The organism is Sinomonas sp. R1AF57, assembly GCF_002224485.1.
GTDB lineage: Bacteria > Actinomycetota > Actinomycetes > Actinomycetales > Micrococcaceae > Sinomonas > Sinomonas flava.
Genome location: NZ_CP022463.1, coordinates 3001649 through 3027505, shown reverse-complemented (window position 1 = coordinate 3027505; position 25857 = coordinate 3001649). Strand labels below are relative to the sequence as shown.

Annotated in this window: 16 protein-coding genes; 7 read left to right on the top strand and 9 right to left on the bottom strand. The window is 66.4% G+C overall.

What is annotated here, in order from left to right; translation table 11 throughout:
• Positions 1-45 precede the first annotated feature (45 nt).
• Complete coding sequence (locus CGQ25_RS13905) at positions 46-354, bottom strand: YciI family protein (RefSeq protein ID WP_208710461.1); 309 nt, start codon at positions 352-354, stop codon at positions 46-48.
• Positions 355-510: 156 nt separating this feature from the next.
• Between CGQ25_RS13905 and CGQ25_RS13900 the strand changes: the two genes are divergently transcribed.
• Positions 511-741 carry a hypothetical protein gene (locus CGQ25_RS13900; RefSeq protein WP_208710460.1) on the top strand — a complete coding sequence of 77 codons (231 nt, stop codon included), beginning with the start codon at positions 511-513 and terminating at the stop codon, positions 739-741.
• Positions 742-758: 17 nt separating this feature from the next.
• Here the strand turns inward: CGQ25_RS13900 and CGQ25_RS13895 are convergent, their stop codons facing one another.
• A complete protein-coding gene (locus tag CGQ25_RS13895; protein ID WP_208710459.1) occupies positions 759-1604 on the bottom strand; it encodes an SDR family oxidoreductase in 846 nt (281 codons plus the stop codon).
• Between the two features lie 85 nt (positions 1605-1689).
• On the opposite strand from CGQ25_RS13895, the gene CGQ25_RS13890 reads away from it, so the two are divergent.
• The 5 genes from CGQ25_RS13890 to CGQ25_RS13870 all read left to right on the top strand — a co-directional run bounded on the left by CGQ25_RS13890 (position 1690) and on the right by CGQ25_RS13870 (position 12945).
• Positions 1690-1890, top strand: a complete 201-nt coding sequence (locus tag CGQ25_RS13890) for a hypothetical protein (protein WP_208710458.1) — start codon at positions 1690-1692, stop codon at positions 1888-1890.
• Between the two features lie 198 nt (positions 1891-2088).
• Entirely contained in the window at positions 2089-4494 is a 2406-nt protein-coding gene (locus CGQ25_RS13885) for a hypothetical protein (RefSeq protein WP_208710457.1), read from the top strand.
• A gap of 18 nt (positions 4495-4512) precedes the next feature.
• Complete coding sequence (locus tag CGQ25_RS13880; RefSeq protein ID WP_208710456.1) at positions 4513-5970, top strand: hypothetical protein; 1458 nt, start codon at positions 4513-4515, stop codon at positions 5968-5970.
• Between the two features lies 1 nt (position 5971).
• Complete coding sequence (locus CGQ25_RS13875) at positions 5972-11410, top strand: ATP-binding protein (RefSeq protein WP_208710455.1); 5439 nt, start codon at positions 5972-5974, stop codon at positions 11408-11410.
• 83 nt (positions 11411-11493) lie between these two features.
• On the top strand, positions 11494-12945 hold the full coding sequence (locus CGQ25_RS13870; RefSeq protein ID WP_208710454.1) for a DNA cytosine methyltransferase: 1452 nt from the start codon (positions 11494-11496) through the stop codon (positions 12943-12945).
• A 278-nt stretch (positions 12946-13223) separates the two neighbouring features.
• Here CGQ25_RS13870 and CGQ25_RS13865 read toward each other — a convergent pair whose 3' ends face one another.
• The 3 genes from CGQ25_RS13865 to CGQ25_RS13855 all read right to left on the bottom strand — a co-directional run bounded on the left by CGQ25_RS13865 (position 13224) and on the right by CGQ25_RS13855 (position 16310).
• Positions 13224-13685, bottom strand: a complete 462-nt coding sequence (locus CGQ25_RS13865) for an SRPBCC family protein (protein ID WP_208710453.1) — start codon at positions 13683-13685, stop codon at positions 13224-13226.
• 152 nt (positions 13686-13837) lie between these two features.
• Positions 13838-14623, bottom strand: coding sequence for a hypothetical protein (locus CGQ25_RS13860; protein WP_208710452.1), 786 nt, complete (start codon positions 14621-14623; stop codon positions 13838-13840).
• Between the two features lie 499 nt (positions 14624-15122).
• On the bottom strand, positions 15123-16310 hold the full coding sequence (locus CGQ25_RS13855) for an FHA domain-containing protein (RefSeq protein ID WP_208710451.1): 1188 nt from the start codon (positions 16308-16310) through the stop codon (positions 15123-15125).
• A gap of 195 nt (positions 16311-16505) precedes the next feature.
• On the opposite strand from CGQ25_RS13855, the gene CGQ25_RS13850 reads away from it, so the two are divergent.
• Entirely contained in the window at positions 16506-17768 is a 1263-nt protein-coding gene (locus CGQ25_RS13850; protein ID WP_208710450.1) for a CynX/NimT family MFS transporter, read from the top strand.
• Between the two features lie 105 nt (positions 17769-17873).
• On the opposite strand, the gene CGQ25_RS13845 is transcribed toward CGQ25_RS13850, so the two are convergent.
• The 4 genes from CGQ25_RS13845 to CGQ25_RS13830 form a co-directional block, all read right to left on the bottom strand.
• Positions 17874-19808, bottom strand: coding sequence for an FAD-binding monooxygenase (locus CGQ25_RS13845; protein ID WP_208710449.1), 1935 nt, complete (start codon positions 19806-19808; stop codon positions 17874-17876).
• A 177-nt stretch (positions 19809-19985) separates the two neighbouring features.
• Positions 19986-23159, bottom strand: a complete 3174-nt coding sequence (locus tag CGQ25_RS13840; RefSeq protein ID WP_208710448.1) for a beta-phosphoglucomutase family hydrolase — start codon at positions 23157-23159, stop codon at positions 19986-19988.
• Between the two features lie 70 nt (positions 23160-23229).
• A complete protein-coding gene (locus CGQ25_RS13835) occupies positions 23230-23973 on the bottom strand; it encodes an SDR family oxidoreductase (RefSeq protein ID WP_208710447.1) in 744 nt (247 codons plus the stop codon).
• A gap of 205 nt (positions 23974-24178) precedes the next feature.
• The gene (locus CGQ25_RS13830; RefSeq protein WP_255405329.1) at positions 24179-25636 is read right to left on the bottom strand and encodes an MFS transporter; all 1458 of its coding nucleotides are present in this window, start codon (positions 25634-25636) and stop codon (positions 24179-24181) included.
• Positions 25637-25857: the final 221 nt, after the last annotated feature.

The following is a 25857-nucleotide window of genomic DNA, read 5'->3' as shown; positions in this document are numbered from 1 at the left end:
CAATGGACGTCTATGCCGCGAGCAGCGCTCCCGGGCTCTGCACCTTCACACGTCGACTTCGACGCACTCGTCGATCTGGATCGTGGCCCCCCGGGCAAGGTACGGGTGGTCGGAGAGCAGGTCCCGTGCCTCGGCGAGGGAGCGGGCCTGGATGATGGTGAAGCCGGAGATCTCCACCGAGTCCGCTGGCTGGCCGGAGCACAGCTGGCCGCCGAGCAGCAGGGGGGATCCGAAGTCGACCAGGGCGTCCCCGAGCTTCTCGTCGGCCCAGGCCCTCAGGGCCTTCCTGCTCGCCGTGACGTAGTCGGGGTTGGGGTAGAGCATGTTGTGGTAGGTGATCAGGAACCGCGGCATCGTGGGCCTCCTCCCGCAGTCAGTGGCGCCACCATACCCCCGCTGGGCGCCGCTGCGAAGGCTTCGATTCCGCCACTTCTGCGGCGCCTCCGCGCGCCTATCATGGGGTATCGGCGCGGCGCATGCCGGCGCCGGATCCCAGAGGCGGTGGGCGTCATGAAGAATCCATTCGCGCACAAGTCCGAGGCCACCGCGGAGGCGCCGCCACGGGAGCGGCGCACCCACAAGGGCTGGCTGGGACGGGAGAACGACGGCATCGCCAACGGCCCGAGCAGCCTCTTCTTCACCCCGGGCCACGAGCACACCGCGCCGTCGAGGACCTGCATCCAAGGGCACGACATCCTCCCCGGACAGGAGACCTGCAGCCACGGCCATCCTGCCGGCTGAAACGCAGTCGGCTGAGGCTACTCGCCCCGCAGCACGTCCCGGAGGCTGCGCGCACGGTGGCCGGTGAGGTCTTCGACGTCCTCCGTCACGGTGGCCATCTCCCCGGCGGCAATGGCGGTGTAGGTGGAGACCCAGGCGTCGTACTGCCAGTCCGGCGCGGGCCACTTCTTCCGCGACTCGTACGCCTCGGGCACCGTCTCGTCGTGGAACGTGACGTGCGTGCCGCGGACCTCGGAGATGATGTGCGCGACCTGCGCCATCGTCAGTGCCTCGGGGCCGGTGAGGGTGTAGGTGACGCCCGCGTGGGCCGCGGGGTCCCGGAGCACCGCGGCGGCGCACTCCGCGACGTCCTGCTGGGCGACCACGGCGGCGGCGCCGGTCCCCGCGGGACCGCGGATGACGCCGTCGTCCCCCACCATCGCTTCGAGGAAGTCGGCGTAGAGGCAGTCCCGCAGGAAGGTGTAGGCGAGGCCGGTGTCCTTGATGTACTCCTCGGTGGCGAAGTGGTCGCGGGCCAGGGTGAAGGTGGCGTCCGGCGCGGCCCCCATGAACGAGGTGTACACGATGTGCCGCACCTCCGCGGCCACCGCGGCGTCGACGAAGCTGCGGTGCTCGTCCATGCGGTTCTCGCTCTCGCGGCCGGAGACCATGAACACCGCCTCGACGCCCTCGAGCGAGCGCTCGCAGAGCATCCGGTCACCGTAGTCGGCGGGACGCACGACGGCGCGCGGCAGCTCGGGTGCCTTCGCGGGGGTCCGCGCGAGGAGGACGAGCGGTATGCCGTCGTTGGACAAGAGGCGGGCGACCTCGCCGCCTATCGCGCCCGTGACGCCGGTGATGCCGAGGCTGGGGAAGTCGCTCATGGGGCGAGACTACCGCTCAAAACCACACCAAATCGCAACCACGGCCCCTATACCCGCCTTGGAAGAGCGGGTTTACAGTGTGCCCATGACTGAGCAGCGCAGCGCCGCCCCCGAGCCGACCGACGACGACGTCGAGTACCCCGCCAAGCAGGAGGTGGACGGTGCACGGGATTCAGTCGACGACGCCAACGCGCTCCGCTTCACCGAGGAAGAACGGCTCATCCACGAGCAGATCCGCCGCCACCGCGAGGAGGTCGAGCGGCGGAAGAAGGCGGAGGGGAAGTAGGGGCCGAGAACCCCGAAACGCCGCTATTTCGTCGCAATCCTGCGCAGGTCCGGTCCTTTTGCGCGGACGCCGCGCTCTCCAAGGCAATCACGTTTCCATGCGCTAGGCCACGGCGGTCGCACGGCACTATTCGGCAGTGGTCTCACCCACTGAGCACCTGTGCTCCGATGTCGGAGCGTCGGTGTATGTTGAACCACTGTGGGGGTAGAAGCGCTGAACGGGCCTTGGACTGAAGAGGAAACGCAATCCTTGTTGAGCGCGTACTGGTCCATGTTGGACAGCGAGCTCCGCGGAGAGCGCTATTCGAAGATCGAGCACAACCGCAGGGTTCAAGCCGAAACAGGCCGAAGCAAGGGTTCGATAGAGTTCAAGTTCTGCAACATCAGCCACGTGCTGTGGGAAATGGGCCGGCCATATGTCGTCGGCTACAAGCCTCGAAGTCACGTTCAAGAGTCCCTGCGGGTTGCGATTCAGAATTCGCTCGGCGTCCGTCAGGCATCTCAGGTCCCCGCTGACTTTCCACCGGTCGCACTCGAGGCTGCCAATGCACTATCAAATTCAGGAGGCACGATCTTGTCTGACCCGATTGCGGAAGAGGAGAGCCCGTACACCCTGTTCTCAGGGTTCTGGGATCGTGCAACTGGCGGAACGGACGTTGCAGCTCGACCCGACGATGCCGTTGATGCTGTTTGGCCAGTAGCTGCCAGTGCGGCCGGCGTCGACGCAGCACTGGACTGGTTTCGCGGCGAAAGTCGACCAGCGGACCTTCCCAGACTCCTGTTTCTCGTAGGTGGCCCAGGTGCGGGCAAGTCGCATGCGAGTGCGAGAGCTGTGGCCGGTCTGCATCTGGTCAGCCGGCATGACGACGGACTGGCCCACCGTACATACAGATACTCGGGCGATTCAGCTGATGTTCTAGTTGTGAATGATGCGACGATCGGAAGCTACGCAGAGTCATCTGCCCCGCTCGCCACAGACATAGACCAGATGGTCGCTGTTCCCGGGGTGCGGCCCATGCATCTGATGGCTTGCGTCAATCGAGGAATTCTCATAGAGGAGTTGTCAGCGCTCACTGGTCATCCGGTGACCGAGAATTTCGTCGACTCGGCTGGAGCGTGCGTCATTCGGTGGCTGGCCGACACCCCATGGGACGAGTCTGCTTGGACTATAACGTCTGAGACGACTCCAAGGTTTATCCGGTCCGGACTTCTCGAGCATGTAGGCCGTGAGAAGGCGGAGGTGCTGGCAGTCTATGTGGATGAGTGTTCGCTGTTCGAGCCCGCCCCGGAAGTTGAGGTCGGCCGTCGGGCAAGAGTTGTAGCTGTCCCCCACAGCATCACGCCACTCGGCGCGCGTAGTTCGTTGCCTCGGGCAGCATCGCCGTCTCACGATCTTATTGAGCAGGTCGCCGAGATGCTGGAGTCCACATCACGGGGGAGTCGCATGGTGGCCGATCCGGTGCAAGCCAATGTCGCGATGCTTCAGCAGCCGGCCGTTCGCTCCTCGATACTAACCTTGGGCCGGTCCGCCGAAATGGCCTCCGGTTTGCGCTTCACATACCGCGAGCTATGGGGATTGATCAGCAGGGTCGTGGTCGGTGAAGCTCCAAGCCGAATGGGTCGGACTGAGTTGGAGGAGTTCATCGCTCTGCATCAGCCAACAGAAGGTCCCGTCGAGAACTTCACTCGGCTGCGTAAGCTGGCATGCCTTCGGGGAACGCAGGCAATGTTCGGAGCGGGCAGTGGAACGGCTGAGGTCGAAGCAGCGCGGCGGGATCCTGTCCTACGGCTGACGCGTCTGATCGATCCGGTCAAGGACGCAATCCCCGGAAACGCGCCTACAGATCCGACGAGCGGGTGGGCGACGCCGATAAACGAGGCGTTTGCAAGCCATTACAGCGAGAGCTCGCCTTTGGCGATCCTCCGCGCAGCGGACAGAGCGGAGACGTTCGAAGCCATCGTGCAGCCTTTCGACGAGTCCCTCGACGACGCCTACGTCGAGCTGATGGGGCTGAACTCGCTGAAGCAGAACGACCGGCTGGACGCCATTAGCTGGTATGGCTCATATCTCATGCGCTTGTACGCCGTGGCTCACGGCATATCTGCATTTCGACGCGAGGTGAGTGTCCTCTTGGATGCCGCCTACTTCGCCCCCAACATCCCGAAGGCCCTGTCCAAGTCCCTGCGGACTCTAATCCGTCCCCAGCGGCAGCCGGGCGGAGGTACCGACGAATCTCTGCTGCCCCTGTTCGACAGCCGAGCCGAGCCTATTCTGGGGTGGGCAAAATCGCGGAAGCTGGCCATCCTCATGCCGAGTCTTGAGATGAAGACCATGCCGGTCGCTGCGGATCAGACGGTGGTCCTGCTCGAAAGGCAGGGCAAGGAATTGGGGCGGATCGCACTCGATTTCGCCCTTGTTCGCGAGGCGCTTGCCTGTGTAGATGACCACGCGGGTGTCACGAATCTCGTAGATGCGACTTCACCGCGGCTCGAGCGAATTCGCGCTGTCCATCTTCGCAGCGATGTCCTTTCCGACACCCAACTGCGTATTGCTGAGGGCCGAGAGAGCAAGATTGTGACCCTGATAACACAGAAGGGCAAATAGTTGTCTATTCCGTCCGCCGTGCACCTCAAGCTTCCTTTCAACCGGCCTGAGTATTTTTCCATACCAGAACTTTTGATTTCTTCGTTGGCCCATCGCGCTTTTCAACGAAGGTCGGACGCGGACCCCATTGGTGAAGGTGGGACTATTGCGGCCGCTGGAAAGGCGACGGGATACATGTACAAGGCCGATTCCAAGCAGAGCAAATTTGTGGATGTCAGGTCTACATTCCCGAAGGGCGAGGGGCTCGATCGGCTTGGCGACCTCTTCAGCCAGGGTTCACCAGACTTGAAGGTTGCGATCGAGGGTCCTGCGCGTGATCTGGGTGATGCGGTCGCCCGCAGTGTTCTGGGCATTCGCGTAGAGAAGACCGGTAACCAGCCCGCAAGTCCTCTTTCGCCGGCGCTCGCACTCCTTCAGGACGCGAGAGGTGTTCTCGTCAAGAAGAACCCGCCAGACTTCGCTGAGATCCTCGAAGCGATGTTCGCCGTGGGACATCATGAGGTAGACGACCCGATGTGTTCGGCGAGCGGCCTGTGGCGAAAAGCAGTAGGGGTGCGTCTTGCGAGCGATCCTGTGTTGCGAGAAATTGACAGGGTTGTCATGACAGGTATTCTTCGAGACGGCTATATCCCACGGGAAGGCGACCTCGGCAATAGCGATGCTCGTGAATGGGCGGGCTTGTTCCCCGATACGCCCTTCGAATGGTTCGCTCGTGTCTGGAAGACCCTGACCTCGGATGGATGGGTCGATGCCCTGCCTGCGAGGGTTTGGGTCGATTGGGCCACCACTATCCTTCGACTGACGATGGGGCTCGGATTCCTGTGGGAGGCAGCGTGGTACGAACGTCTCGCAACTGCCATCATCGACACTTCCGTTCCGCCCACGTTCGCTGAGCTGGTGGCCACCGTCAGTCCGCCTCTGCCATGGCAGTCGAGCCGCGCCACGGTGACGACACGGGATGTTGCATCCCTTATAAAACATCGACTCCGGCGTGGTGAAAAAGTACGCACGTATTTGCTCGATCGGATGAAGGAGCATTCCCAGAAGCGGTCGCTCAGCGAGATCCCTGCGACGGAATTCCTGAGGGAACTGGCCAGCGAAAAAGGGCATGTCGAACGTCTCGTGAAATCGTTGGCCGACAGTACGGACAGGAGCAAGACTGTTCACGAAACAGTTAAGTATGGCTTGCAGGTCCGTGAGGCGAGCGGTCCATATACCGACTATTACGGGATACTGAAGTCACATGGTCGGCGGTTTGTTCTCGTCGACCCGGGCACCGAATGGGTGACGGTCGTCGCGAGCCTTGCTTGCGACGGTCCATCGCGTCAGTGCACGGTCGGCGATGTCTTGGCCGATTTGGGTCGTTTGGGCATGCGCCCAGAACTGGGGGACCTAGTGTCTCTCCTTGAGCGGGCGGGCATGGCGCGTGGAAGCGCTGATGCAGACAATGCGGTGATTGTGGAAAGGGCATTCTGACGTGACCGACAGGACGGCGAGCCTCGCTGGAGCCCTGGGGCAGGCACTTGCAGGTATTGACGGGCTGAGCTTCTTCCATCTTCCCGATGGTATTGACTTTGCCAGTGCTGTGGATATCGTCCGGGCTGCCAACATTGCGCGCCCCACCGCCCCTAGCCCCTTTGCGATCCTCATCAATGCAGCTGCGAGCCAGCAGTCTGCCGGCAGTGAAGTCGTGGTCGTGTCGGCCAAAGAGTCGGTGCGCTATCGCCAAGGAGATCGCCTCGCCGTGGTGTACGGGCGGCAGCCGGATCTGGCATCCTTCCTTCAGACGTTCACTGAGGTAGCGGGCCCGAGCTACCCTGACGCCGCTAACGACCGATTGGGCTTGCGCGAGGTCGCGCGGATCCTCCTTGAACGCCTCGGCGCTCAAGCTGGCCTGGATACAAAGCCGGACAATGATGCGATCGAAGTTCTTGAGCGGTGTCTGGGGATGTTGCGGGTGCTCCACGTGGCAGATCAGCAAGGCGTCGGCAGCTGGAATGTGCGGTGGTTCCGTCATGTGGAATCGGCGCTGCGGAATTTGGCCGAAGTTTTCAAAACACAGGTGAGCGAAGGTTCCGAGCTAGGATTTTCAGAGTTCATGGAGAGGTGGTGCTTTGCGTCCTTCGGCCTCCCTCGGCCCGCGACCGTGACGAAGAGCGCGCCGAGTGTTGTTCGCGAAGTCGCGGATGCCTTCCATGAGTATTGGGCGGACGAAGACTCGCTCAAGCAGTCGTTGGCCCAGATCGCCATGCGTACGGACGACCCGTCCTTCAGCGCGGTCACCGCGGACGGGTATAACCAGGCTGTCCTCCAGACCGGCGACCCCAAGTCAGGGCTCGTTGCATGGGTCGCAGGTAGCCCGGAACGACTCGATGTCCTGTCCCGGATCAGCGTTGCCGATTTCGTGGATCCCTCGGGGACGGCCTCCGACGCGTACTTGACCATGGATCTGGTCGGGAGGGGGAACCTCCGTCTCACCCCCGATTCTCTAACCACGCCGTTCATCGTTCCGCTGGCGACGGATCCACTCGTGGGCCGACGGCCCACGTCGGCGGAAATCGACATCCTCGTTTCCTGGACTGGTCCGGCGGACACCGTGGTGCCGCTCGACTTGTGCGGCATCGACGTTGTTCCCAAGGGCGCCGGGGCATGGGAAACGGAAGGGATCTCAGTAGAGCCCGGCCAGCTGCGAATCCGAGGGCGATTCCACCGTCCCGCTGGAACGGGCCGAAACGCGGCACCCTTCCGTGCTGCTTCGGTTGTCCTGCACGTGGACAGATCGCACGTACTCGCCCGCGGGATTCCTGGCAAGCCGGGCGTCAAGGTGTACTTCCTGTCTGCGGAGGAGGTACTCCTGATAGTCGCTCCCGTCCGGAAAGATGGCGCCCTCGGCAGACCCACCGTTCTCGAGCCGTCGGAAGAGGATCTGGAACCAACTGTCGAGGTCGTCCCGAACGAGTATGGCTATCAGGCGTTGCTGTGGCATGCAGATGCGGAGGCCGCTGTCACTCTCAATGGCAACCCCGTACCTGCTCATCCTGTCCTGTCCGAGGTCCGGACGGCCCAGTTCAGTGCCGGGGCCGACAACGATTTTTCAGCTGGTGACTACACCTTCCGTGTTCGCCCCGTTGCTGCAGGAAAGGGCCAACAGTCGGCGATTATCGCCGCAGCGCTGAAGGAACCCATCAGCGCTGAGCGCCCGAGCGCCGACGTTGAATCGTCTATCCGCGGACAATACGAAGCGCGTCTGGCCGAGGCCGTTTGTCTTGGAGACCGTGACTTCCTGCAGTCGCTGGGCCATGTAGTAATGCCCTCGGACCTGAGTTGTTCTCTGGACGGCGCAACCCCTCAGTGGGCGGGGGCCGTCCTGATGTCGAATCAAACTCGGGCGCTTCTACAGCCTCATCTGATGAACCTGACGTTCGACGACCCGTTCATCAATGGTCCGGAGGCCAGTCGGTTCCGGGAGGCGTTCGAAGCGCTGGAACTGCCCAGACTACTCGGCAGGCAAGCAGGAGCCTCAAGTTTGGGGTACGAGTGGCCTTCGAGGACTTCCGTTAGGGAACTGTGGCAGGATTCGCGGCTCGACGATTACCTGATGGCATACGCAGACCTCGTGCGCGCGGCCTCGGCCCTGCCTAACCACGCCATGCGGTTCTGGGCGGCATATCCGTTCTCTCTCAGCGTTTGGGACGTTAAGCAGGGCTATCACTGTAGTGCCGTTCTGCTAAGCCCTGTGCATCCCGTGAGATTGGCCTGGCTCGCTGGCAGCGAGTCGGTCCTTGACGCTTCGGCTCGATCCAGAGAACTCCTGGGCACCATCGAGGGCTGGAACTTCCCGGTGACCGGTCCAGGTCCGAAGAAGAACCGTCACATGATCGCCATACCGTCGGACGCCGGAGAAGACCAGATCTTCTTGGGCTGGTCCGTCCTGGTCCCTGCTGGGTCAGACGAGGGCATCGCCCTCAAGTCACCGGCCCGAATCGGCGACTATATGGCGCCTGGAACTGCGGCGACAGGGCTGAATGGGGCGAGCGTCGATGCCGCGCTGCGATCCTTCAGGAGGATGCACCCGCATGCGACGACTTTGACGGTCGATCTTGCGGCCTCAGAGCCAGCAAACCGCATCACAGAGATTGACAGTGCTGTTCTGAGAATGGCGCGGGACTGGTCGGCGAAGGAGTCCTTCCAAGGTGGTATCCGCGTTTACGACTCCGTCTTACGAGATGGAGCACCACCACGTGATGATGTAACTCGGATGGTTCGTGAGAATCGAGAACTGCTTGTGACGTGGTCAAGGTACCGGCATGACCCGTCGCGCCCTATCGCCTGCAACCTGCGCTTCCTTGAGGGAGCCGGAATCACCGCAAGGATCTCGGTCGAGGGCTTGGCGAAGGGGACAGTGGCGGAGGTTCCCCTCAGGCGATTTGAGGCCCACGGTCAGTCCTTCGGCGCGTACGAGAGCCCGTCTTTTCCGGCGATTTCCGGCGGAATCGAGACGCCGTTCGTTGCGGCGCTCAAGCAGTTGGAAGGCGGTTCGCCAGCGATACATTCAGGGATGGTCTCCGCGTTTCTTGCCGATGAGTCGGCCGACTGGACGGTGCTCGGAGAAACCCACATCACCCCCGCAGTCATGGCTGGCATGATGGATCAGTTCGGTGCCGGGCAGAAGATGCTCTGGGAGTGGCGTCCACCGATCTTCGAGCGAGTGAAGGATAGGGCCGCCCTGATAGAGAGGCGCCCGCATATTTCAATCGCTCGCGTACCCGAAGCGTTCGGACACGAGCTCGAACATCTTTTGGTCAAAGCTGCCGGGGTGATTAGTGATTCACCTGCGCAGAAGAACTCTCTGAAAGAGCGAGTCCAGCGAACCTTGGGAAGGCGCGGAGTCGGACTGGCTTCATTGCTTTCGCTCGGAGGCACCCACGTGGCTGGCGCCTTGGGGTTCTACCTTGCCTTTGAACTGTTCGACCGTGCCCCTGGGCGCGGAGCCAGCAGGCTGGTCATCCCCGTCGACGCGGCCGACTACTTCCTCAGGGTTCTGGCAGGCGGTGCCGAGCACGGTCAGGACTACCGGCGTGCAGACCTGCTGTTGTTGGAACTCGGAGATGAAGAAGTCGTCATTTCGCCCGTGGAGATCAAGAGCTACGGATTGAAGTCCGCCGCGGGCCCCGCCCACAAGCTGCCATCGGCTGAGAGTTCGGCGTTCGATGATTCGCTCGAGCAACTCGCATCCAGTCTGAAGGTTGTTAAGGAGATTGAGAACACCGCCGGATCCCTCGAAGACGGTGCCGATCGGGCGCTCTGGTTCAATGCCCTTGCGACTCTCGTAGAAACGGCAATCAAGCTTAAGCCCGCCGCCGACGAGCAGTCCGCAACTCTGTCTGACAGGCTGGACAAGGTCGCGCGAGGCCAGATGGCCGTCCGAGCCGGCCGCCCGATCCTGACCTACTTCGACTATCTGGGTGACGGCTCAGGAGCCAGCAGCTACTATTCCGGACGGCTGGGCAGTCGCGAACTTGGGGCCGTCGGTATGGTGGCCGATACGAGGGCCGTCTTTGCTGCCCTCGAAGACCCTGAGTCTGCTCTGATCGAGTCCTGGAATGACCTTCTCGATCGATCCGAAAGCCCGATCCACGGCGACGAGCCGACTCTTTGGCAGGGTCAGGATGATCCGTCGGATGAGGACCACCGAGAGAACTTGACTGCCAATATGGATCCCGGGGAAGCGCTCACGGGGCAGGCAACGGGTTCCCCTGTGACAGAGCGGGAGCCGGGCCAATCTGCTGGGGGGATCGTCGGGGATGGTGTGAGGGTGAATATCGGCCACGCTCTGGATTCCATTGGACATGCGGCCGTAGATTTCTGGCCGAGCAATACGGGCCTGACTCAGATGAACGTCGGCATTGTCGGCGACCTCGGCACAGGCAAGACCGAGTTCGTCAAGGCGCTTCTGAGTCAGATTCGCTCGCAGGCAGCCGAACGGCAACCAGATGAATCGACGTCGGTGCTGATCTTTGATTACAAGGGCGACTTCCAGCATCAGGAGTTTCTGGACCGCGTTGGTGGAGTTGTTCTCCGGCCCTACAGGATGCCTCTCAATGTCTTCATGCCAGTGACGGACGAATACTCGAGGAAACCTCATCAGCAGGCCGGAGCGTTCGTCGATACGCTCTCCAAGATCTATAGCGGCATCGGGCCGGTTCAGGCCAGTGTCCTCAAGAAGGTGATCCGGGACATCTTCCAGGGGGGCAGGGAGCCGCTCCTCTCCGATGTCCTCGATCTGTATCTCGAAGAGCAGGGAAAGCCCGACGCTGTTTCCTCCATCCTTGAGACGTTCGTCTACGGGGAGATCTTCGATTACCATCGAGAGAATCTACGTAGTTTCCAGGAATTGCTGACAGGCCGTGTTCTCGTCGTTGCGCTGGACAAGCTGGGGCAGGACCAAGACGCAAAGAATGCGATTGTGGCACTCTTTCTAAACCTTTACTACGACCACATGATCCGTTCCACCAAGCCGCCGTTTCAGGGCTCTCGACCACAGCTTCGTTACTTGAAGTCATTCCTTGTTGTGGACGAGGCAGTCAACATCATGCGCTACAACTTCTCGGTGCTGATGGACCTCATGCTGCAGGGGCGCCAATTCGGCTTCGGAGTCATGCTGTCCAGCCAATACCTCTCACATTTCGATACAGGCAAGCTCAACTACGGAGAGCCCCTTAGGACGTGGGTCATCCACAGGGTGCCGAGCGTGTCGACGAAGCAGCTAGGAAATCTCGGGCTCAAGGGCGTGAGTGACAAGACCACCGACCGCATCCCCGCCTTCGACAAGCATGAGGTGCTGTACATGTCGTTCGGCTGCGCGGAGCCGAAGATCGTTCGGGTCACGCCATACTACGAGTTGGACCGCCTGTAGGCTTGCTAGTTGCGTGTCGCCTGGACATGCGGTGGGCTCGGGTGTGAGAATCAGAAGATGGCGTTCGTAGATATGTTCGAATCATGAAGTTCGTTGACCTGTTCTCTGGATGCGGAGGGCTGTCGCTGGGGATGGAGCGTGCGGGGGGAGCTCTGGTCGCCGCGGTCGAGAAGTCTGACATGGCTGCTCGGACGTTCTTCCACAACTATGTGGGAGACGCATCTGATCCTCGTAAGTGGGATCGCTACGTGGCTGCGAGCCTTGCGGAGCAGGTGCAGAGCAAGGTCATCGTGCGGCCTCTGGCCGATGTGCTTGGCGCCCCCGAGATCATGGCCTCTCTCCGCTCGACGGCTCTGGACGTGGTCGTCGGTGGGCCGCCATGTCAGGGCTTTTCCATGGCTGGCCGACGGAACAAGGCCGATATTCGCAATCGTCTTGCGTGGGAATACCTTGACTTCGTTGATGCGACCGAGCCCAAGGCCGTCGTGATCGAGAACGTGGTCGGTATGGGCAACAGCTTCGAGCCTGGTGAGGAGTCTTCGTTCTCGCAGTTGCGAACAGCTCTTGCCGAGCAAGGCTCGGCTGGTTACGCGGTCCAGCCCGTTCAGGTCAACGCGATGCACTATGGGGCTCCTCAGCATCGTCCCCGGCTTATGCTGATTGCCCTGCGCCGGGATGTCGCTGATCAACTCCAGATTGGCGTCACTGATGAGGTGTGGCGCTCGTCGTTCGTGGATGAGCTCACGGAATGTCCCGCTCTCGCGCCGCGGCCAACAGTTCGCCGTGATGAGGTCTGGACCGTTCGCGATGCCATTTCGGACCTCAGCGACTGGAGGCTGATCCCGGGACAAGACCGGAACGCGGAGTACCTCAGGCGTCTCGGGGGACTGAGCGAAGCCGTTCGGCGAGCAGCGGGCGGCGAGGTCCCCAACCAGAATCGACGTCGCCACGGAGAACGAGTCGTCAACCGGTTCTCTCTCTATCGCTGGATGCAGCGGGCTGGGGTAGACCGGCTCCTGTTGTCGCGTATCGCCGCGACTCAGGAAGACTTTGTGGAGGTCGCAAGTCCATTCCTCGCAGAGGTGGAGTATCCGGTCGTTCTTCAGGCTGATGCCAACGACGCTGGACATAAGATCCATGACGAGGCTGCGCTCATCCAGTTCATGTTGCTTCTTGGCACTCGGAAGCACAGCCAGAAAGCGCTTGACCCTGAAAAGCCTGCGCGCACAGTGGTATCGCTGCCCGACGACTATGTGCATCCCGCCGAATCTCGCACCTTTACGGTTCGTGAACTCGCGCGCTTTCAGGGATTTCCTGACAACTTCGAGTTTATGGGGAAGGAAACAACGGGTGCACACCGTCGACGGGTCGAAGTCCCGCAGTACACGCAAGTTGGAAACGCGGTTTCGCCCTGGCAGTCGTATGCGGTTGGCAGGATGCTGAAGGCTCATTTAGAGGCCTTTGCCCGGGCCAATGAGGAGTCTCCGGCGGTCAGTTCTGGACAATTTGAGCAGCACTCCCTCGTGGCTGTCTAGGCGCTCAATCGCCTCAGGTGTGGCGGCCCGAAACGCGCGGGCGGCCGCTCCCCGTCGAACGCATCTCTGAGCTCGCCCCGATCCTCCGGGCGATTCTGGTTAAGAACACGGCCGAAAGCCTCGAGCCTCATGGCGGCGCATGTGCGCGACTGCAGCCGGCACATCGCTAGCAGCCTCGGGCGTGTCCACCGCAGCGGCCGACTGACCCTCTCGCAGCGAAACGCCGGGCCCGCACCGAGAAGGTGCGGGCCCGGCGTCGTGCGTGGTGTGCGCCGTGCTCAGCCCGTCGAGCTCTCCCGGTGCTCCGTGAAGATCTCGGCGAGGGTCGCGAGGTCCGCCCGCACCTGACGCGCATACGTCTTGTTCACCAGCGCGTCGGCGAGGCTCCCGAACACGCCGCCGAGGCCCTGGGAGGTCTCGAGCCGGTAGGTGACGCGGGTCCCCGAGCCCTCGGGTTCCAGCGTGTAGGTCCCGGTGAAATCGACCTTGCTCTCGACGGAGCGGATGGACTGTCTCCGGGGACGCTCGTGCTCGGTGACTTCGGCCACCCAGTCGATGGCGCGTCCGAGGACCTTCGTGGTCCCCCTGAACCGTGAGCCCACCTGTGCGGGGCCGGGACCTTCAAGCTCGGCATTGATGATGCTGCCGCTGAACTCGGGGAGGTGCGTCGGGTCGAGGAGGTAGTCGTAGATCTCCTCCTGCGGGGCGTCGATGACGACGGATTCTTCGATGGTGGGCATGATGAGGACTCCTGCTCTGGAGGCCCGGCGCGGGGTTGCCCCAGCGTGATCCCGCGTCGATTGTTGTTGTGCGGTCCCCGATGCCACTCACGGTACGCCGGGCGCCTGAGGGGGACAACGGCGTCGTGAGTGGTCTTCCCGAGGCCGGGCGGTCAGGCGCCCCAGGGCAGCGGCTCGGGGGCCGGTGTCCGGGCCGCGATGGCAGGGCCGAGCACCTTCGGATCAAGCGTGCGGTGCTCGCGGACGGCGTCCGCATACCGCTGCGGCTGATGCAGGTGCGCGAGGGCGAACGCGGTGAACTGATCCGGCTCCGTGGTGCGGGCGGCGAGGGGTGTGGCCGGATCGTCGCACTCGGGCGCGAGGGCGAAGGCCATGAGGTAGGCGCCGGCGCGCTCGCGCAGTGCGCTGTCCACGCTGAAGTAGTCGGTCCGGGGCAGCGCGGCGGGGGAGGAGGCGGCGGCGTCGTCGCCGACCTCGTCGAGCCGCGGCCGCTTCCCTGTCTCGAACGCCGTCAGTGCTGCGGGAAGGACCGCCTCACGCAGTCCCTCGTCGTCGTCGCCCTCCCCGCACACGGCGTCCAGGATCTCGCGGTAGGCGACGGCGTTGGAGACCTCGGCTGCCAAGGGCTGGCACACCGACCGGAGGTTCGCATCCTCCGCGTCCGGCTCCGTGCACCGGCGCTCGAGCCACTCTCCGGCGGTGTCCGCCAGGATCTCAGCGGCATCCGCGATGTGATGCCGGGCGGGTCGGGACGCTCGGGGGAAATCGGCGGTGATGGAGCCGAGCGCCCGCGGCGGCAGCAGGCTCAGCGCAGTGAGCGCCACGGGCACCTCGACCGGCCAGAAGCGGCCATCGAACCCCACGAGGGTCCCGGTCTCGGGGTCGGACAGGGGGCACAGGCGCGACAGGGCCGCTCGGTAGTCTGGTGCGTTCGTCACGCAAGAGCCCTTCCCGCCCGCGTCCCAAGTCAATCCGGCCTTGACCTTGGTGCTTCCTGAGTGGACGCTTGGTGCTACACGGCGTGCTGGGGAGCCTTTCGTCAGGGGTGGTTTGCATGCGTGCTCATCTGGCAGTCGGGCCGCGGACGCGCCGCGCCCCGATAACTGTCTTCGTCCCGCGCGGGCATCCGATGCATCGGGCATCCAGTGCGCACCGGCAGGCCTCGGACGCCTCGGCCACTGCCCGGGGGAGCCGTCAGGCTGCGGCGGCTGCTCTGGTCTGCGCCCTCGGTCTCCTCTCGGCGGTCCTCCTCGGGGGGATCGAGCGGGAGACGTCCTCGCCCGGCGCTCTTGGATGGCAGCCGGCGGTCCCGACTAGCCTGGCGGCGGCAGCCGGGAGGCCTCCGATGCTGCCGGTGGCGCCCACCCCGCCCACTCTGATGGCTCCTGCAGTGGCCCTGCCTGTCCCGCACTTCATCCACCTGCCCTATCGGATTCGCTAGGCCACCGCGGCCCAAGCCGCCCCGCGCACGACGGCGGGTGCTCGCCCCAGAGGTGCGCGCTCGCCGTCGTGCGCGGCGGCGGCCGTGGTCTTGGCCGAGGCGAGGTCCTTCAGCACGAAGGGCGGAGTGGTGAGGGAGGCGGGGCCGCCGAAGCCCTGGCCGAACACGGTGGAGAAGCTGAGCGTCGCCGCAATGCGGCTGCCGGGCAGGTGGCCCGGGAAGGTGATCCGGCCCTGCCGCTCGGCTCCGGGCGGGATGCTGTCCGTCCACGAACTCCTGAACGGATCTGCCTCGAGGCTTTCCCCGCCGTCGGGGGTGAGCACGGCGTTCTTGTACACGGGCATCGTGACGGTGAATTCCAGGGAGTTCCGGACGGACGCGCGCACCTGGGTGAAGTGGTCCGTCTCCAGGACGCTCAGCACTGTCAGGGTCACCCCGCTCCGCTCGATCCCCTGCTGCGCCTCGAGGCGCTCGATCCCGGGCTCGTTCCCGGTCACGAGGCCGGACACGTACCGGACGCCGAACGCCAGCGCGAGGCCCACCACGGCGAGGACCGCGAGGACCAGGACGAGGCTGCCCGCCCCGCTCGGCCTCCCGGATGCGCTCTCCCCGGCGCGCGCCCGGGACGGCTGCCCGCGTCCCGGGTGCCGCTCCGGCTTCTCCTCCGGCTCGGACTTCTTGAGGACGTCGTTGACCATCGCCACGAGGACGCCGACGACCGGAGCCGCCAGCCAGCCCGCGGTCCCGGTCCAGCCAGCGAGGGCGTTCGCGGCCACATTCCCCAGCAGGACCACGACCTCGGCGGCCCCCGCGAGCAGCGCGCCCCTCCACAGCTTGCGGCTGCGCGGCGGTGGCGGCCGGACGGCGGAGGGTGGAGTGTGGAACGACAGGCGCACCTCGCCCAGGCCCACCTCGTCCCCATCCAGGAGCTCCTGGGAGGCCGCCACGCGTTCGTCGTTCAGCCATGTGCCGTTGCGGGAGCCGAGGTCGTCGAGGCGGACCCTGCCGTTGGGGGAGACCGTCACCGCGGCGTGGCGGCGGCTGATGCTCTCGTCGTCCAGCACGATGTCCGCGTCGGCGCTCCGGCCGAGGATGGTCTCGCCGTCGGGCAGGTAGAACTTCTGTCCGGCGTGCGGACCGTCGAGCACGGTCAGCAGGCGGCGCCCTGAACCTGCCTCGGACATGTCGCCCCCTCGGGAATCCCGGCCCTGTGGCCCCCTGGGCAGCTTCTTGCAGCTATTTACGTCCCGCCGGTGTGGGCGAGTCAACAGCCCGATCAGGCGGGGTGAGCCCGGCCGGGAAGCCGGCCGCGGGGTACCGGCCGGTAGGCTCGTCCCTATGGCAGAAGTGATCGGCGCGGCCGAGGTGACACCGCGCCCATGAGCGGAAACACGCGTCTCGAAGGGCCTTCCCCCCAAGGGACGGGCAGGGTCCCCGGGCTCCGTCCGCCGGCCGGGCAGAGCCGGGGCAAGCTCGTGTTCCTCGGCCTGTGCCTCGTGCTGATCGGGCTGAACCTGCGCACCGCCTTCTCGAGCTTCTCCGCCGTCCTCACCGAGATCCGCGCGAGCGGCACGGTGCCCGAATGGGCTGTCGCGCTGCTGACGACGGCGCCCGTGACGCTCCTGGGGCTCTTCGCACCGCTTGCGCCGGTGCTCTCGCGGCGGTTCGGCTCCAAGCGCGTGCTGCTCGGGGCCATGGTGGTGCTCACCGGAGGCCTCCTCGTCCGGCCCACGGAGTGGGGGAGCGCGGGGCACCTGCCGGGCCTGATCGTCGGCACCGCGCTGTGCGGGGCGGCGATCGCGCTGTGCAACGTCATCCTCCCCAGCGAGGTCAAGCAGGACTTCGCCCACCGGCTCGGCCTCATGGGCGGCCTGTACACGACGGCGATCTGCGCCTCCGCCGCCCTCGGCGCCGGGTTCACCTATCCCGTCTTCCAGGCCACCGGCGAGTGGAGCGCCGCGCTCCTGTTCTGGGCTGCGCCGGCCGCCGCCGTCGTGCTCCTGTTCGCCCCCGTCGCGGTGCGTGCCCCGCGCGCCCGGGCCGGCGCGGACCACGGGGGCACGAACGTCTGGCGCTCGCGGGTGGCCTGGCACGTGACCCTCTTCATGCTCTTCCAGGCGATGACCTCGTTCAGCGTGTTCGCGTGGCTCGCCCCGATCCTGCGCGAGCGGGGGATCGACGGCGCCAGCGCCGGGGCGATGGTCTCCGTCTCGATCCTGCTCCAGATGCTCGGCTCCCTGTTCGCGCCCACACTCGCCGCGCGGATGTGGGACCAGCGCGGCATCAACGTCACGGTCGCGCTCATGACGTCCCTCGGATTCGCGCTCAGCGTCCTCGGCCCGCTCGAGTTCGTGTGGGTGTGGATCGGGCTACTCGGGCTCGGCCAGGGCGCCCTCACCGCCGTCGCGCTGACCATGATCATGCTCCGCACCCGCAACCCGCACACCGCCGTCCACCTCTCCGGGATGATGCAGGGGGTCGGCTACGGCGTGGGCTCTTTGGGGACGCTCATCGTGGCCCAGATCCACAACGCGACCGGCCAGTTCGCGCTCGCCGGCTGGGCGTTCCTCGCGATCGGGGTCGGCGCCGTGACCTTCGGGTACCTGGCGGGGCGGCGGCGGAACGTCGACGCCGCGGTGTAGCGCCGCGCCTCCGCGCACCTTCCGCGCACAGCACCGCGCACAGCACAGAGGGGGCCGCGCTCCTGCGCGGCCCCCTCTGTCACCTCACCAGCCGGACGGCTGGCCTCAGCCGACCTGCGCCAGCTGCGCCGTCGGGGCCATGAAGCGGGCGAAGAAGTCCGTGAGCTCGGCGTGCGCGTCGAGCGGGAGGACGTGGGCCACGTACTGGTCCGGCCGCACCACCACGACGGCGCCCCGGTTCCGGTCGATGCCCCGCGCGTCGAAGATGTCCGTGCCGCCCTTGTGGTCCGCGGCGAACATCTTCTCGTAGTCCACGAGCCCGAACGGGCCCTTGCGCGGCAGGAGGAACGCCGGCAGCTTCTCGAGCGCGAGCTCCCGGTGCGCCTGCTGGAACACGGCCCGGACGTCGAACACGGCGTCGGGGTCGGCGCCCTCGGGGGTGAACCGCCGCACGGGGGAGTCCTCGGACTCGCCGAGGAACTGGCAGAACTGCGCGATGCCGGACTCGGGCGAGTGGGGGTCCTCGGCGCCGGCGAAGGCGTAGATCCTCCACCGCCCGTCCGCCTCTGCCACGTGGCCGAGGCCCTCGGGCTTCGCGTCGGCGAGGCGGACCACCGGTGCCGAGTAGAAGCGCTGGCCGATCGGGAAGCCGGTGGCGAGGGCCTGGTGCTCGGCGCCGCCGGTGAGCAGGGCGGGCGTGTACTCGGTGGCGAACCCGGCGGTGAACCGCCCGGCCTCGGTGAAGATCTTCTGCTTCTCCTCGAGGTCCACGCCGCCGGCCTCGGGGTGGGCGGGGTCCTTCGGCTTGGCGGCCATCATGGTGGAGAAGCGCAGGTCGAAGTCGATGAGGTCCTGGGCGATCTGGCGGCGCTCGCCGGAGTAGGTGTCCAGGAGGGACTCGGGGCTGCGGCCCTCGAGCACGGCGGCGAGCTTCCAGCCGAGGTTGAAGCCGTCCTGCATGGAGACGTTCATGCCCTGGCCGGCCTTGGCGCTGTGGGTGTGGCAGGCGTCGCCGGCGATGAAGACCCGGGGGGTGCGGGTGCCGCGCTCCTCGGGGAGCACGTCGTCGAACCGGTCCGCGATGCGCTGGCCCACCTCGTAGACGCTCCACCACGCCGTGTCCTTGACCTCGAGGGTGTAGGGGTGCAGGACCTTCTGCGCCGCCTCGACGATCGACTCCCGGGTGAACCGCTTGCGGGCGTCCCGGTCGCCCGGCTCGAGGTCGCCGAGGTCCACGTAGAAGCGCACGAGGTAGCCGCCCTCGCGGGGGATGATGAGGATGTTGCCGCCCGAGGGCGACTGGATGACGGACTTCTTCCGGATGTCGGGGAAATCGGTCACGGCGAGCACGTCCATGACGCCCCACGCGTGGTTCCGCGCGTCGCCGCGCAGATCGATCCCGAGCGACTTCCGCACCGCCGACCGTGCGCCGTCGCACCCCACCACGTACTTGGCGCGCACGACGGCGGTGTCCCCGCCTTCGCGCTGGAGCGTGACCTTGACGGGGTGGTCGCCGCCGTCGGGGAGGACCTGGACATCGGTGACCTCGAGGCCGTACTCCGGCTCGAGGCGGCTGGAGGAGGTGCGCATGCGCTCGAGCAGGTACTCCTGCATGCGCGCCTGGTTGACGATCACGTGCGGGTACTCGGACAGGCCCTCTGCGACGTCCTGGACCTGGCCGGTGCGGGCGATCCCCTCGCCCTCGCCGGGGCCCCAGAACGTGGTCTCGTTGACCCAGTACCCCTCGCGCATGAGCTTCTCCGCGAGGCCGAACGCGTTGAACATCTCCACGGTGCGGCAGGCGACGCCGTCGGCCTGGCCGATCTCGAGGGGGCCGGTGCGGCGCTCGACGACGCGGGTCGTGATGCCCGGGAACTGCGCGAGCTGGGCCGCGAGGACGACACCCGCGGGGCCCGTGCCGACGACGAGCACGTCCACCTCGGCGGGAAGCTCGCCGCTGCCCGAACGGGGCTCGATGCCCGGCGCTGCCGGGAAGTCCTCCGGGTCGCCGGGGCGGTATCCGTCTAGGTAGAACTGCATGGGTGCTCCTCGTCGTTGAAGGGCCGTCGGGATGGCCTCTCTACGAGGGTAGTGACTGCTGTCACGCGTGAGCCAACGTGTTCTGTTCTGCAGAATATAAAGTGGATGTGGAGCGCGGTATTCGCAGATGCAGCAGCACCACGAAGAGTACGTTTTCTGCCTAGCAGAACTTTGTCCTCATTCCCGGAGCTCGAACCTCCTCCTCTCCCCGGGCGCAAGCGGGACCTCGCCGCCGCCGTCGGCACCGACCACGCGCACGCGCACGGGCGCGGCGTCGCCGGGGGCGGAGGCGACCTCGAGCGCGCGGTGGTCGAGGCTCACGTCGAGCAGCTGGTCCCGGTACCGCACCCGGAACGCCACCGACCTCACCTCCCGCGGCAGGCGGGGGGCGAACACGAGGGCGTCGCCGGTGAGGCGCAGCCCCGCGAAGCTGCGCTGCACGACATCGATCGAGCCCGCCATCGCCCCCAGATGGACGCCGGTGCGGGTGGTGCCGCCCTGGGTGTCGTCGAGGTCGGCGTCGAGGACCTCGCGGAAGGTCTCCCAGGCGCGCTCCGGGTCCACCCCAGCGAGCACCGAGGCGTGCGCCACCCGGCTCAGTGTCGAGCCGTGCGCCGTCCGGGCGAGGTAGTAGTCCACCGTCTCGTCCAGCTGCCGGGGCGTGAACCCGTACCCGAGCCGGTCGAGGAGGGCCAGCAGCTCCTCCTGGCCCAGGAGGTACACGAGCATGAGCGTGTCCGCCTGCTTCGCGAGCCGGTACCGGTTGGTGGTGTCTCCCTCGGCCTCGAGGATCAGGTCGAGGCGGCCGATGTTGTGGTACTTCTCCCGGTAGGCGTCCCAGTCCAGCTCCTCGAGGTCCGCGTAGCCGGCGAACTGGCTGATCAGGCCGTCGTGGAACGGCACGGCCATGCGCCGGCTGAGGTGCTCCCAGCGATGGACCTCCTCCTCGCGGATGCCGAGGCGCGCCATGAGGTCCTCCCTGTCGTGGCCCCGCACGAGGCCCAGGACCCGGCACGCGCGCAGGCATGTCCACGCCGCCATCACGTTGGTGTAGGCGTTGTCGTCCAGCCCGGGCTCCTGCCGGTGGGGGTATCCCGTGTGGTACTCGTCAGGCCCCATGACGCCGCGGAGGTAGAAGCGGTCCTCGGCGGAGTCGTACTCGGCCATGGACGCGAACAGCCGTGCCACCTCGACCATGAGCTCAGCGCCGTGGCGCAGGAGCCAGAACCTGTCCTGCGTCGCCTCGAAGTACTGCCACGCGCTGAAGGCGACCGCGAGTCCCACGTGCCGCTGCAGCCGCGACACGTCAGGGATCCAGTGCCCGGACCTGCGGTTGAAGATCCAGCGCGGAGTCTCCTCCCGCCCGTCGCTGCCGCTCTGCCAGGGGAACAGCGCGCCCGCGAGCCCCCGCGCCGCCGCGGCCTCGCGCGCCGCGGGCAGCCGCCGCCACCGGTAGGCGAGGAGGGACCGTGCGACGGCGGGGATCCGCGAGGTGATGAGCGGCAGCACGAACAGCTCGTCCCAGAAGACGTGCCCCCGGTACCCCTCGCCGTGCAGGCCACGGGCGGGGACGCCGACGTCGAGCTCGGTCACGGACGGCGCGAGGGCCTGCAGGACGTGGAAGACGTGGAGGTTGACCACGAGCTGGACGTGGGGCGAGGCGTCGATCCGGACGGTGAAGAGCGCCCGGATCCGCTCCCACACGGCCGCGTGCTCGGCCAGGAGCGCATCGAAGCCGCCGCTGGCCCGACGCAGGACGGCGGCCGCCTCCGTCCGCGCGGACGACGCCGCCCGGTCGCGTGACGTCGTCACGGCCGCGGTCTTCGTCACGGCCACCGGGACGCCGTCCGCCAGGGCGAGGGCGAACTGGGCATAGTGCAGCCCGCCCACCTGCCCGCGCACCGGGGCGTCGGGCTCCCGCCCGTCGACCTCGTGCCGCAGCGCGATGGCGATCCGGATCCCGCTCTGGAGCGTCTCCGCCTCGGCGAGGATCCCCGCACCGGGCGGCCCCTCGCCGTCGTCCGCGGGGGTGACGTCGCGCAGGTGCCGCCGCGCGAGGAGGGCGTCCTCGAGCACGTTCTCGTTGGCGACATCGGTCTCGACGCCGCTGCGCACCACCGCGCGGCCGCTCCACCCCAGCGCGGTCACGGTGGTCTCGAGGGCCATGAGCTGCGGCTGCGCCACCGAGACGAAGCGGCGCTGCCGGACGCGGAGGAGGCGCCCGGCGTCGTCCGCCAGGTCCGCTTCGCGGACCAGCACCGCGGCAGCGAGGTCGAGCGTGCGGCGCTCGCGGCGCAGGGCCAGCCCGCCCTCGGACCACCACGGCCCGTTCCCGATCCGCAGGTCCAGGTGCAGCCAGTTGGGCGCGTTGACCATGTGCTCGTCCTCGGTGTCCTGGCCCTGGACCTGGTTGACCACGCGGTTGTAGACACCGCTCAGGTAGGTGCCCGGGTACCCAGCGCCGCCGCGGCTGCTCTCGGGTGCGGCCCCGCGCACGCCGACATACCCGTTGCCGAGCACGGTGAGGGCCTCGCGGTGGCCCTCGTGGCCGGCGTCGTACCCCTCATAGACGAGGGTCAGCGGGTCGGCGAGCACCAGGCCCAGGTCCAGCTCGCCGACGTCGCGGAGCACGACGTCGGCCCCCGCCTCCTCGAGCGCGGCGCGCCGCTCCGCGCGGTCGACGCCGACCACGAGGCCGAACCCGCCCCGGTGCCCTGCCGCCACACCGGCCTCGGAGTCCTCGATGACCACCGCCTCGGACGGGTCCACCCCGACCCGTCGCGCGGCCTCGAGGAACAGGTCCGGCTCCGGCTTCCCGGGCAGCCCCAGCTCCGCGGCCTCGACGCCGTCGAGCACTGCGGCGAACGCGTCCTCGAGGTGCGCCGCGGCGAGGACCCGGCGCGCGTTGCGGCTCGCGCTGGCCAGGACCGCGGGGACATGGCCGGCGCGGAGCCGGGTGAGGAGGTCCATGGTCTCGGGGAAGACCGCGACGCCAGACTCGGCCAGATGCCGTGCGAAGAGCTCGTTCTTGCGCGCCCCCAGACCGGCGACTGTCCAGGCATCAGGCCCGTCCGCAGCGGTCCCGCGCGGCAGCTCGATCCCGCGCGAGGCGAGGAACGCCGCCACGCCCTCCTCGCGGGGCCGTCCGTCCACGTGCTCGAGGTAGTCGCTGCGCCGGAACGGGGACGTGTCCGCGCCCGGGGGAACGCGCGCGTCCTGCAGCGCCGCGTCGAACAGGTCCCGCCACGCCTTCTCGTGCACCGCCGCCGTGTCCGTGACGACGCCGTCCAGGTCGAAGATGACCGCCTTGAACGGCGGCTGCATCGCATCCAGCGTGGGGGAGCGCGTCATGGCCCATGCCTACCAGCGGCGGCGCCGGCGGGCCAGAGGCGGAGGTGTGCTCTTGGCTGCGTGCGAGTGGTTACCCCCGGCTGGCGAGCCAGCCGGCGACGTCGGGCCCGAGGATCTCGGTGTCTGGCGCGGCGAGGAGGGCGCCGTCCGCGAACTCCCTGAGCGGGGGCGCGACGGCGTCGACGCGCCGCGGGTCGTGGCGCCGGCCCAGGATGCGCCGCACGAGCTCCGGCAGGCGGATGGCCTCGGGCCCGGCGATGGTGGCATCGCGTGCGGTGCGGCGCAGCGCCTCGCGGACGAGCACCTCGGCGACGTTGCCGACGGCGACCGGCTGGATGAGCCAGTCCTGCGCCGTCACGCGGTCCTCGGCGTACACCACGGCGCTCGAGTTCTCGGCGAACTCGAACCACTGCGCTGAGCGGACGATGCTCACCTCGAGCCCGCTGTCCCGCGCGGCGTCCTCCTGGTCGCGCTTGGCCACGTAGTACTCGAACGCGTCGAACTCCGGCTTCTCGATGTTCGCGATGGACAGCACCACGAGCCGGCGCGCGCCCGCCTCGACGGCGGCGTGCGCGAGGTGGCGGGCCGCGCGCACGACGGCGTCGAACCGGCTCACCCTGGGATCCTGGGACGTGGGGCTCGAGGCGTCGATGACGATGTCGACGCCGTCGAGGGCGTCGGGGAGTCCCCCGCCCGTGACGAGGTCGACGCCGCTCGAGCGCGAGATTCCGACAGGCTCGAGGCCCTTCTGGCGCAGGCGTGCTACGACGTGGGCGCCGGCAACGCCCGTGGCCCCGACGACGGCGATCCTCATGGCCACAGCCTACGGGCGGGCGGCGGCCAGTGGGGCCGTTGCTGCTGTGCACCCACCGGGCGAAGGAGATCCTATTGATGTCATCCTGGACGCATGAAGGAGGCCTTCGCCGCTGTGGCGGCGAAGGCCTCCTGTATGTTGGGCTCGGTTACCCGGCCGCCCGACGGCCTTAGCTCTGAGTCGAAGTGACCGTGCAGTCCCGACGTCAGTGGGAGACGTCTGCTGAGATCTCGGCGAGGGTGCGACCCTTCGTTTCAGGCGCGAGCCACTGTGAGAGGACTGCGCCGAGCAATGCGACGGCGGCAGCTATGACCATGCTTGGGCCCATGCCGATGTTGCTGATCGCCCATGGCAGGGCGAAGGTGCCCAGTGCGGCTCCGATGCGGCTGAAGGCTGCGGCGAAGCCCATGCCGATGCCGCGCAGGTGGCCGGGGAATACCTCGGCCGGATAGACCTGGGTCAGCGTGGTGTAGCCGGCGTTGAAGTAGGAGAAGGCGAGAAACAGGACGAGCACGAGGATCGCCGGTGCGTCCGTCCAGACTCCGATGATCAGCAGGATTCCTGCGCAGAGCCACTGCCCGGGCACCGTGAGGATTCGGCGGCCGAGCTTGTCAATCAGAAGCACGGTGGTGACAACGCCCGCGGTCGCAAGTGCAGACAGGCCCACTCCGCCGGCCCAGCCGCCGCCGAAGCCGAAATGGTTGAGCACGTCGTCGGCGAAGGTCGCGATCGCGAAGTACGGAGTGACTGCGCAGAACCAGAAACCTGAGGTGAAGAGGGTCGTGCGCCAGTACTGCCTCGAGAACAGCATTCCGACGGAGGCGCTCTTGATCTTGGTCCTGCTCTGCGCGGCTTGGGCCTCCTGGATCTTTCGCAGATCGATCTCTTCGGTGATGCTGTGGTGCATCTGGGGCGATTCGACGTATCGGCGTGCGATCGCGAGTGCTTCCTCACGCCGTCCCTTCGTGATGAGCCAGCTCGGCGATTCGGGGAGGCCGAGGCGGGCGAGGAACAGGGCGAATGCGAGTATCGTGCTCGTGCCGATCACGAGGCGCCATGGGGTGCCGGCGTCGTGCAGGAGCGTGCCGATGATGAATGCCATCATGAAACCGACGTACCAGGCGATCAGAGTCAGCCCGAGCAGTCGCCCGCGGAGCTTTGGAGGCGAGAACTCTGACAGCAGTGGGCCGCCGATTGAGTACTCGCCGCCGATCGCGACGCCCATGAAGAACCGGATCGCGGCGAGCTGGATCACGGCCCCGTCTCCGGAGGTTACGAAGAACTGAGCCGCCGAGGCGACCAGGAACAGGCCCATGTCCACGAGGAACATGGGCTTGCGCCCGAACTTGTCAGTAGCCCAGCCGGCCAGCGGGGAGCCGACGAAGATACCAGCCAGCGGGCCTGCAGCGATCATGCCCAGAGACAGTGCGTCGAGCTGGAGATCTGACCGCATGGGTCCGGTGACGGGGCCGATGATTCCGAGGATGTAACCGTCGAGGAACATCCCGCCGATGAAGACAGCGACAAGCCGTACCATGAAGCGGCGTTTGAACTTGGAGCTGGTCTCTTTTGATATGGAGGTGTCGGCGGAGGCCGTCGCCTTGATCGAATTAATCACTGAGATTCGTTCCCTTCTGGCTTCAGCGCGAACCGCTGCCGGCACCTGAGCGCCGTTTCCTGGGCGCATGGACAGCCGCAGCAGCCCTGAGCGACCGGTGGACGGGCCGGGCTGACTCAATGCCAGCCGATGTGGCCGGGCAGAACTCGGGAGATGACTTCGGCGTCGTCCCCAGGTTCCGGCGCACCGCACTGCTTTGATCGACGGTGCTGCCACCTTTGATAGTCATAAACAGTTTCCTTTAGTGATCAGCGCTGCCGTATGGA

Bases quoted from the DNA above. Each gene is read 5' to 3' on its own strand.
- CGQ25_RS13905 (WP_208710461.1), bottom strand. From the start codon at position 354: ATGCCGCGGTTCCTGATCACCTACCACAACATGCTCTACCCCAACCCC.
- CGQ25_RS13900 (WP_208710460.1), top strand. From the start codon at position 511: ATGAAGAATCCATTCGCGCACAAGTCCGAGGCCACCGCGGAGGCGCCG.
- CGQ25_RS13895 (WP_208710459.1), bottom strand. From the start codon at position 1,604: ATGAGCGACTTCCCCAGCCTCGGCATCACCGGCGTCACGGGCGCGATA.
- CGQ25_RS13890 (WP_208710458.1), top strand. From the start codon at position 1,690: ATGACTGAGCAGCGCAGCGCCGCCCCCGAGCCGACCGACGACGACGTC.
- CGQ25_RS13870 (WP_208710454.1), top strand. From the start codon at position 11,494: ATGAAGTTCGTTGACCTGTTCTCTGGATGCGGAGGGCTGTCGCTGGGG.
- CGQ25_RS13865 (WP_208710453.1), bottom strand. From the start codon at position 13,685: ATGCCCACCATCGAAGAATCCGTCGTCATCGACGCCCCGCAGGAGGAG.
- CGQ25_RS13855 (WP_208710451.1), bottom strand. From the start codon at position 16,310: ATGTCCGAGGCAGGTTCAGGGCGCCGCCTGCTGACCGTGCTCGACGGT.
- CGQ25_RS13850 (WP_208710450.1), top strand. From the start codon at position 16,506: ATGAGCGGAAACACGCGTCTCGAAGGGCCTTCCCCCCAAGGGACGGGC.
- CGQ25_RS13845 (WP_208710449.1), bottom strand. From the start codon at position 19,808: ATGCAGTTCTACCTAGACGGATACCGCCCCGGCGACCCGGAGGACTTC.
- CGQ25_RS13840 (WP_208710448.1), bottom strand. From the start codon at position 23,159: ATGACGCGCTCCCCCACGCTGGATGCGATGCAGCCGCCGTTCAAGGCG.
- CGQ25_RS13835 (WP_208710447.1), bottom strand. From the start codon at position 23,973: ATGAGGATCGCCGTCGTCGGGGCCACGGGCGTTGCCGGCGCCCACGTC.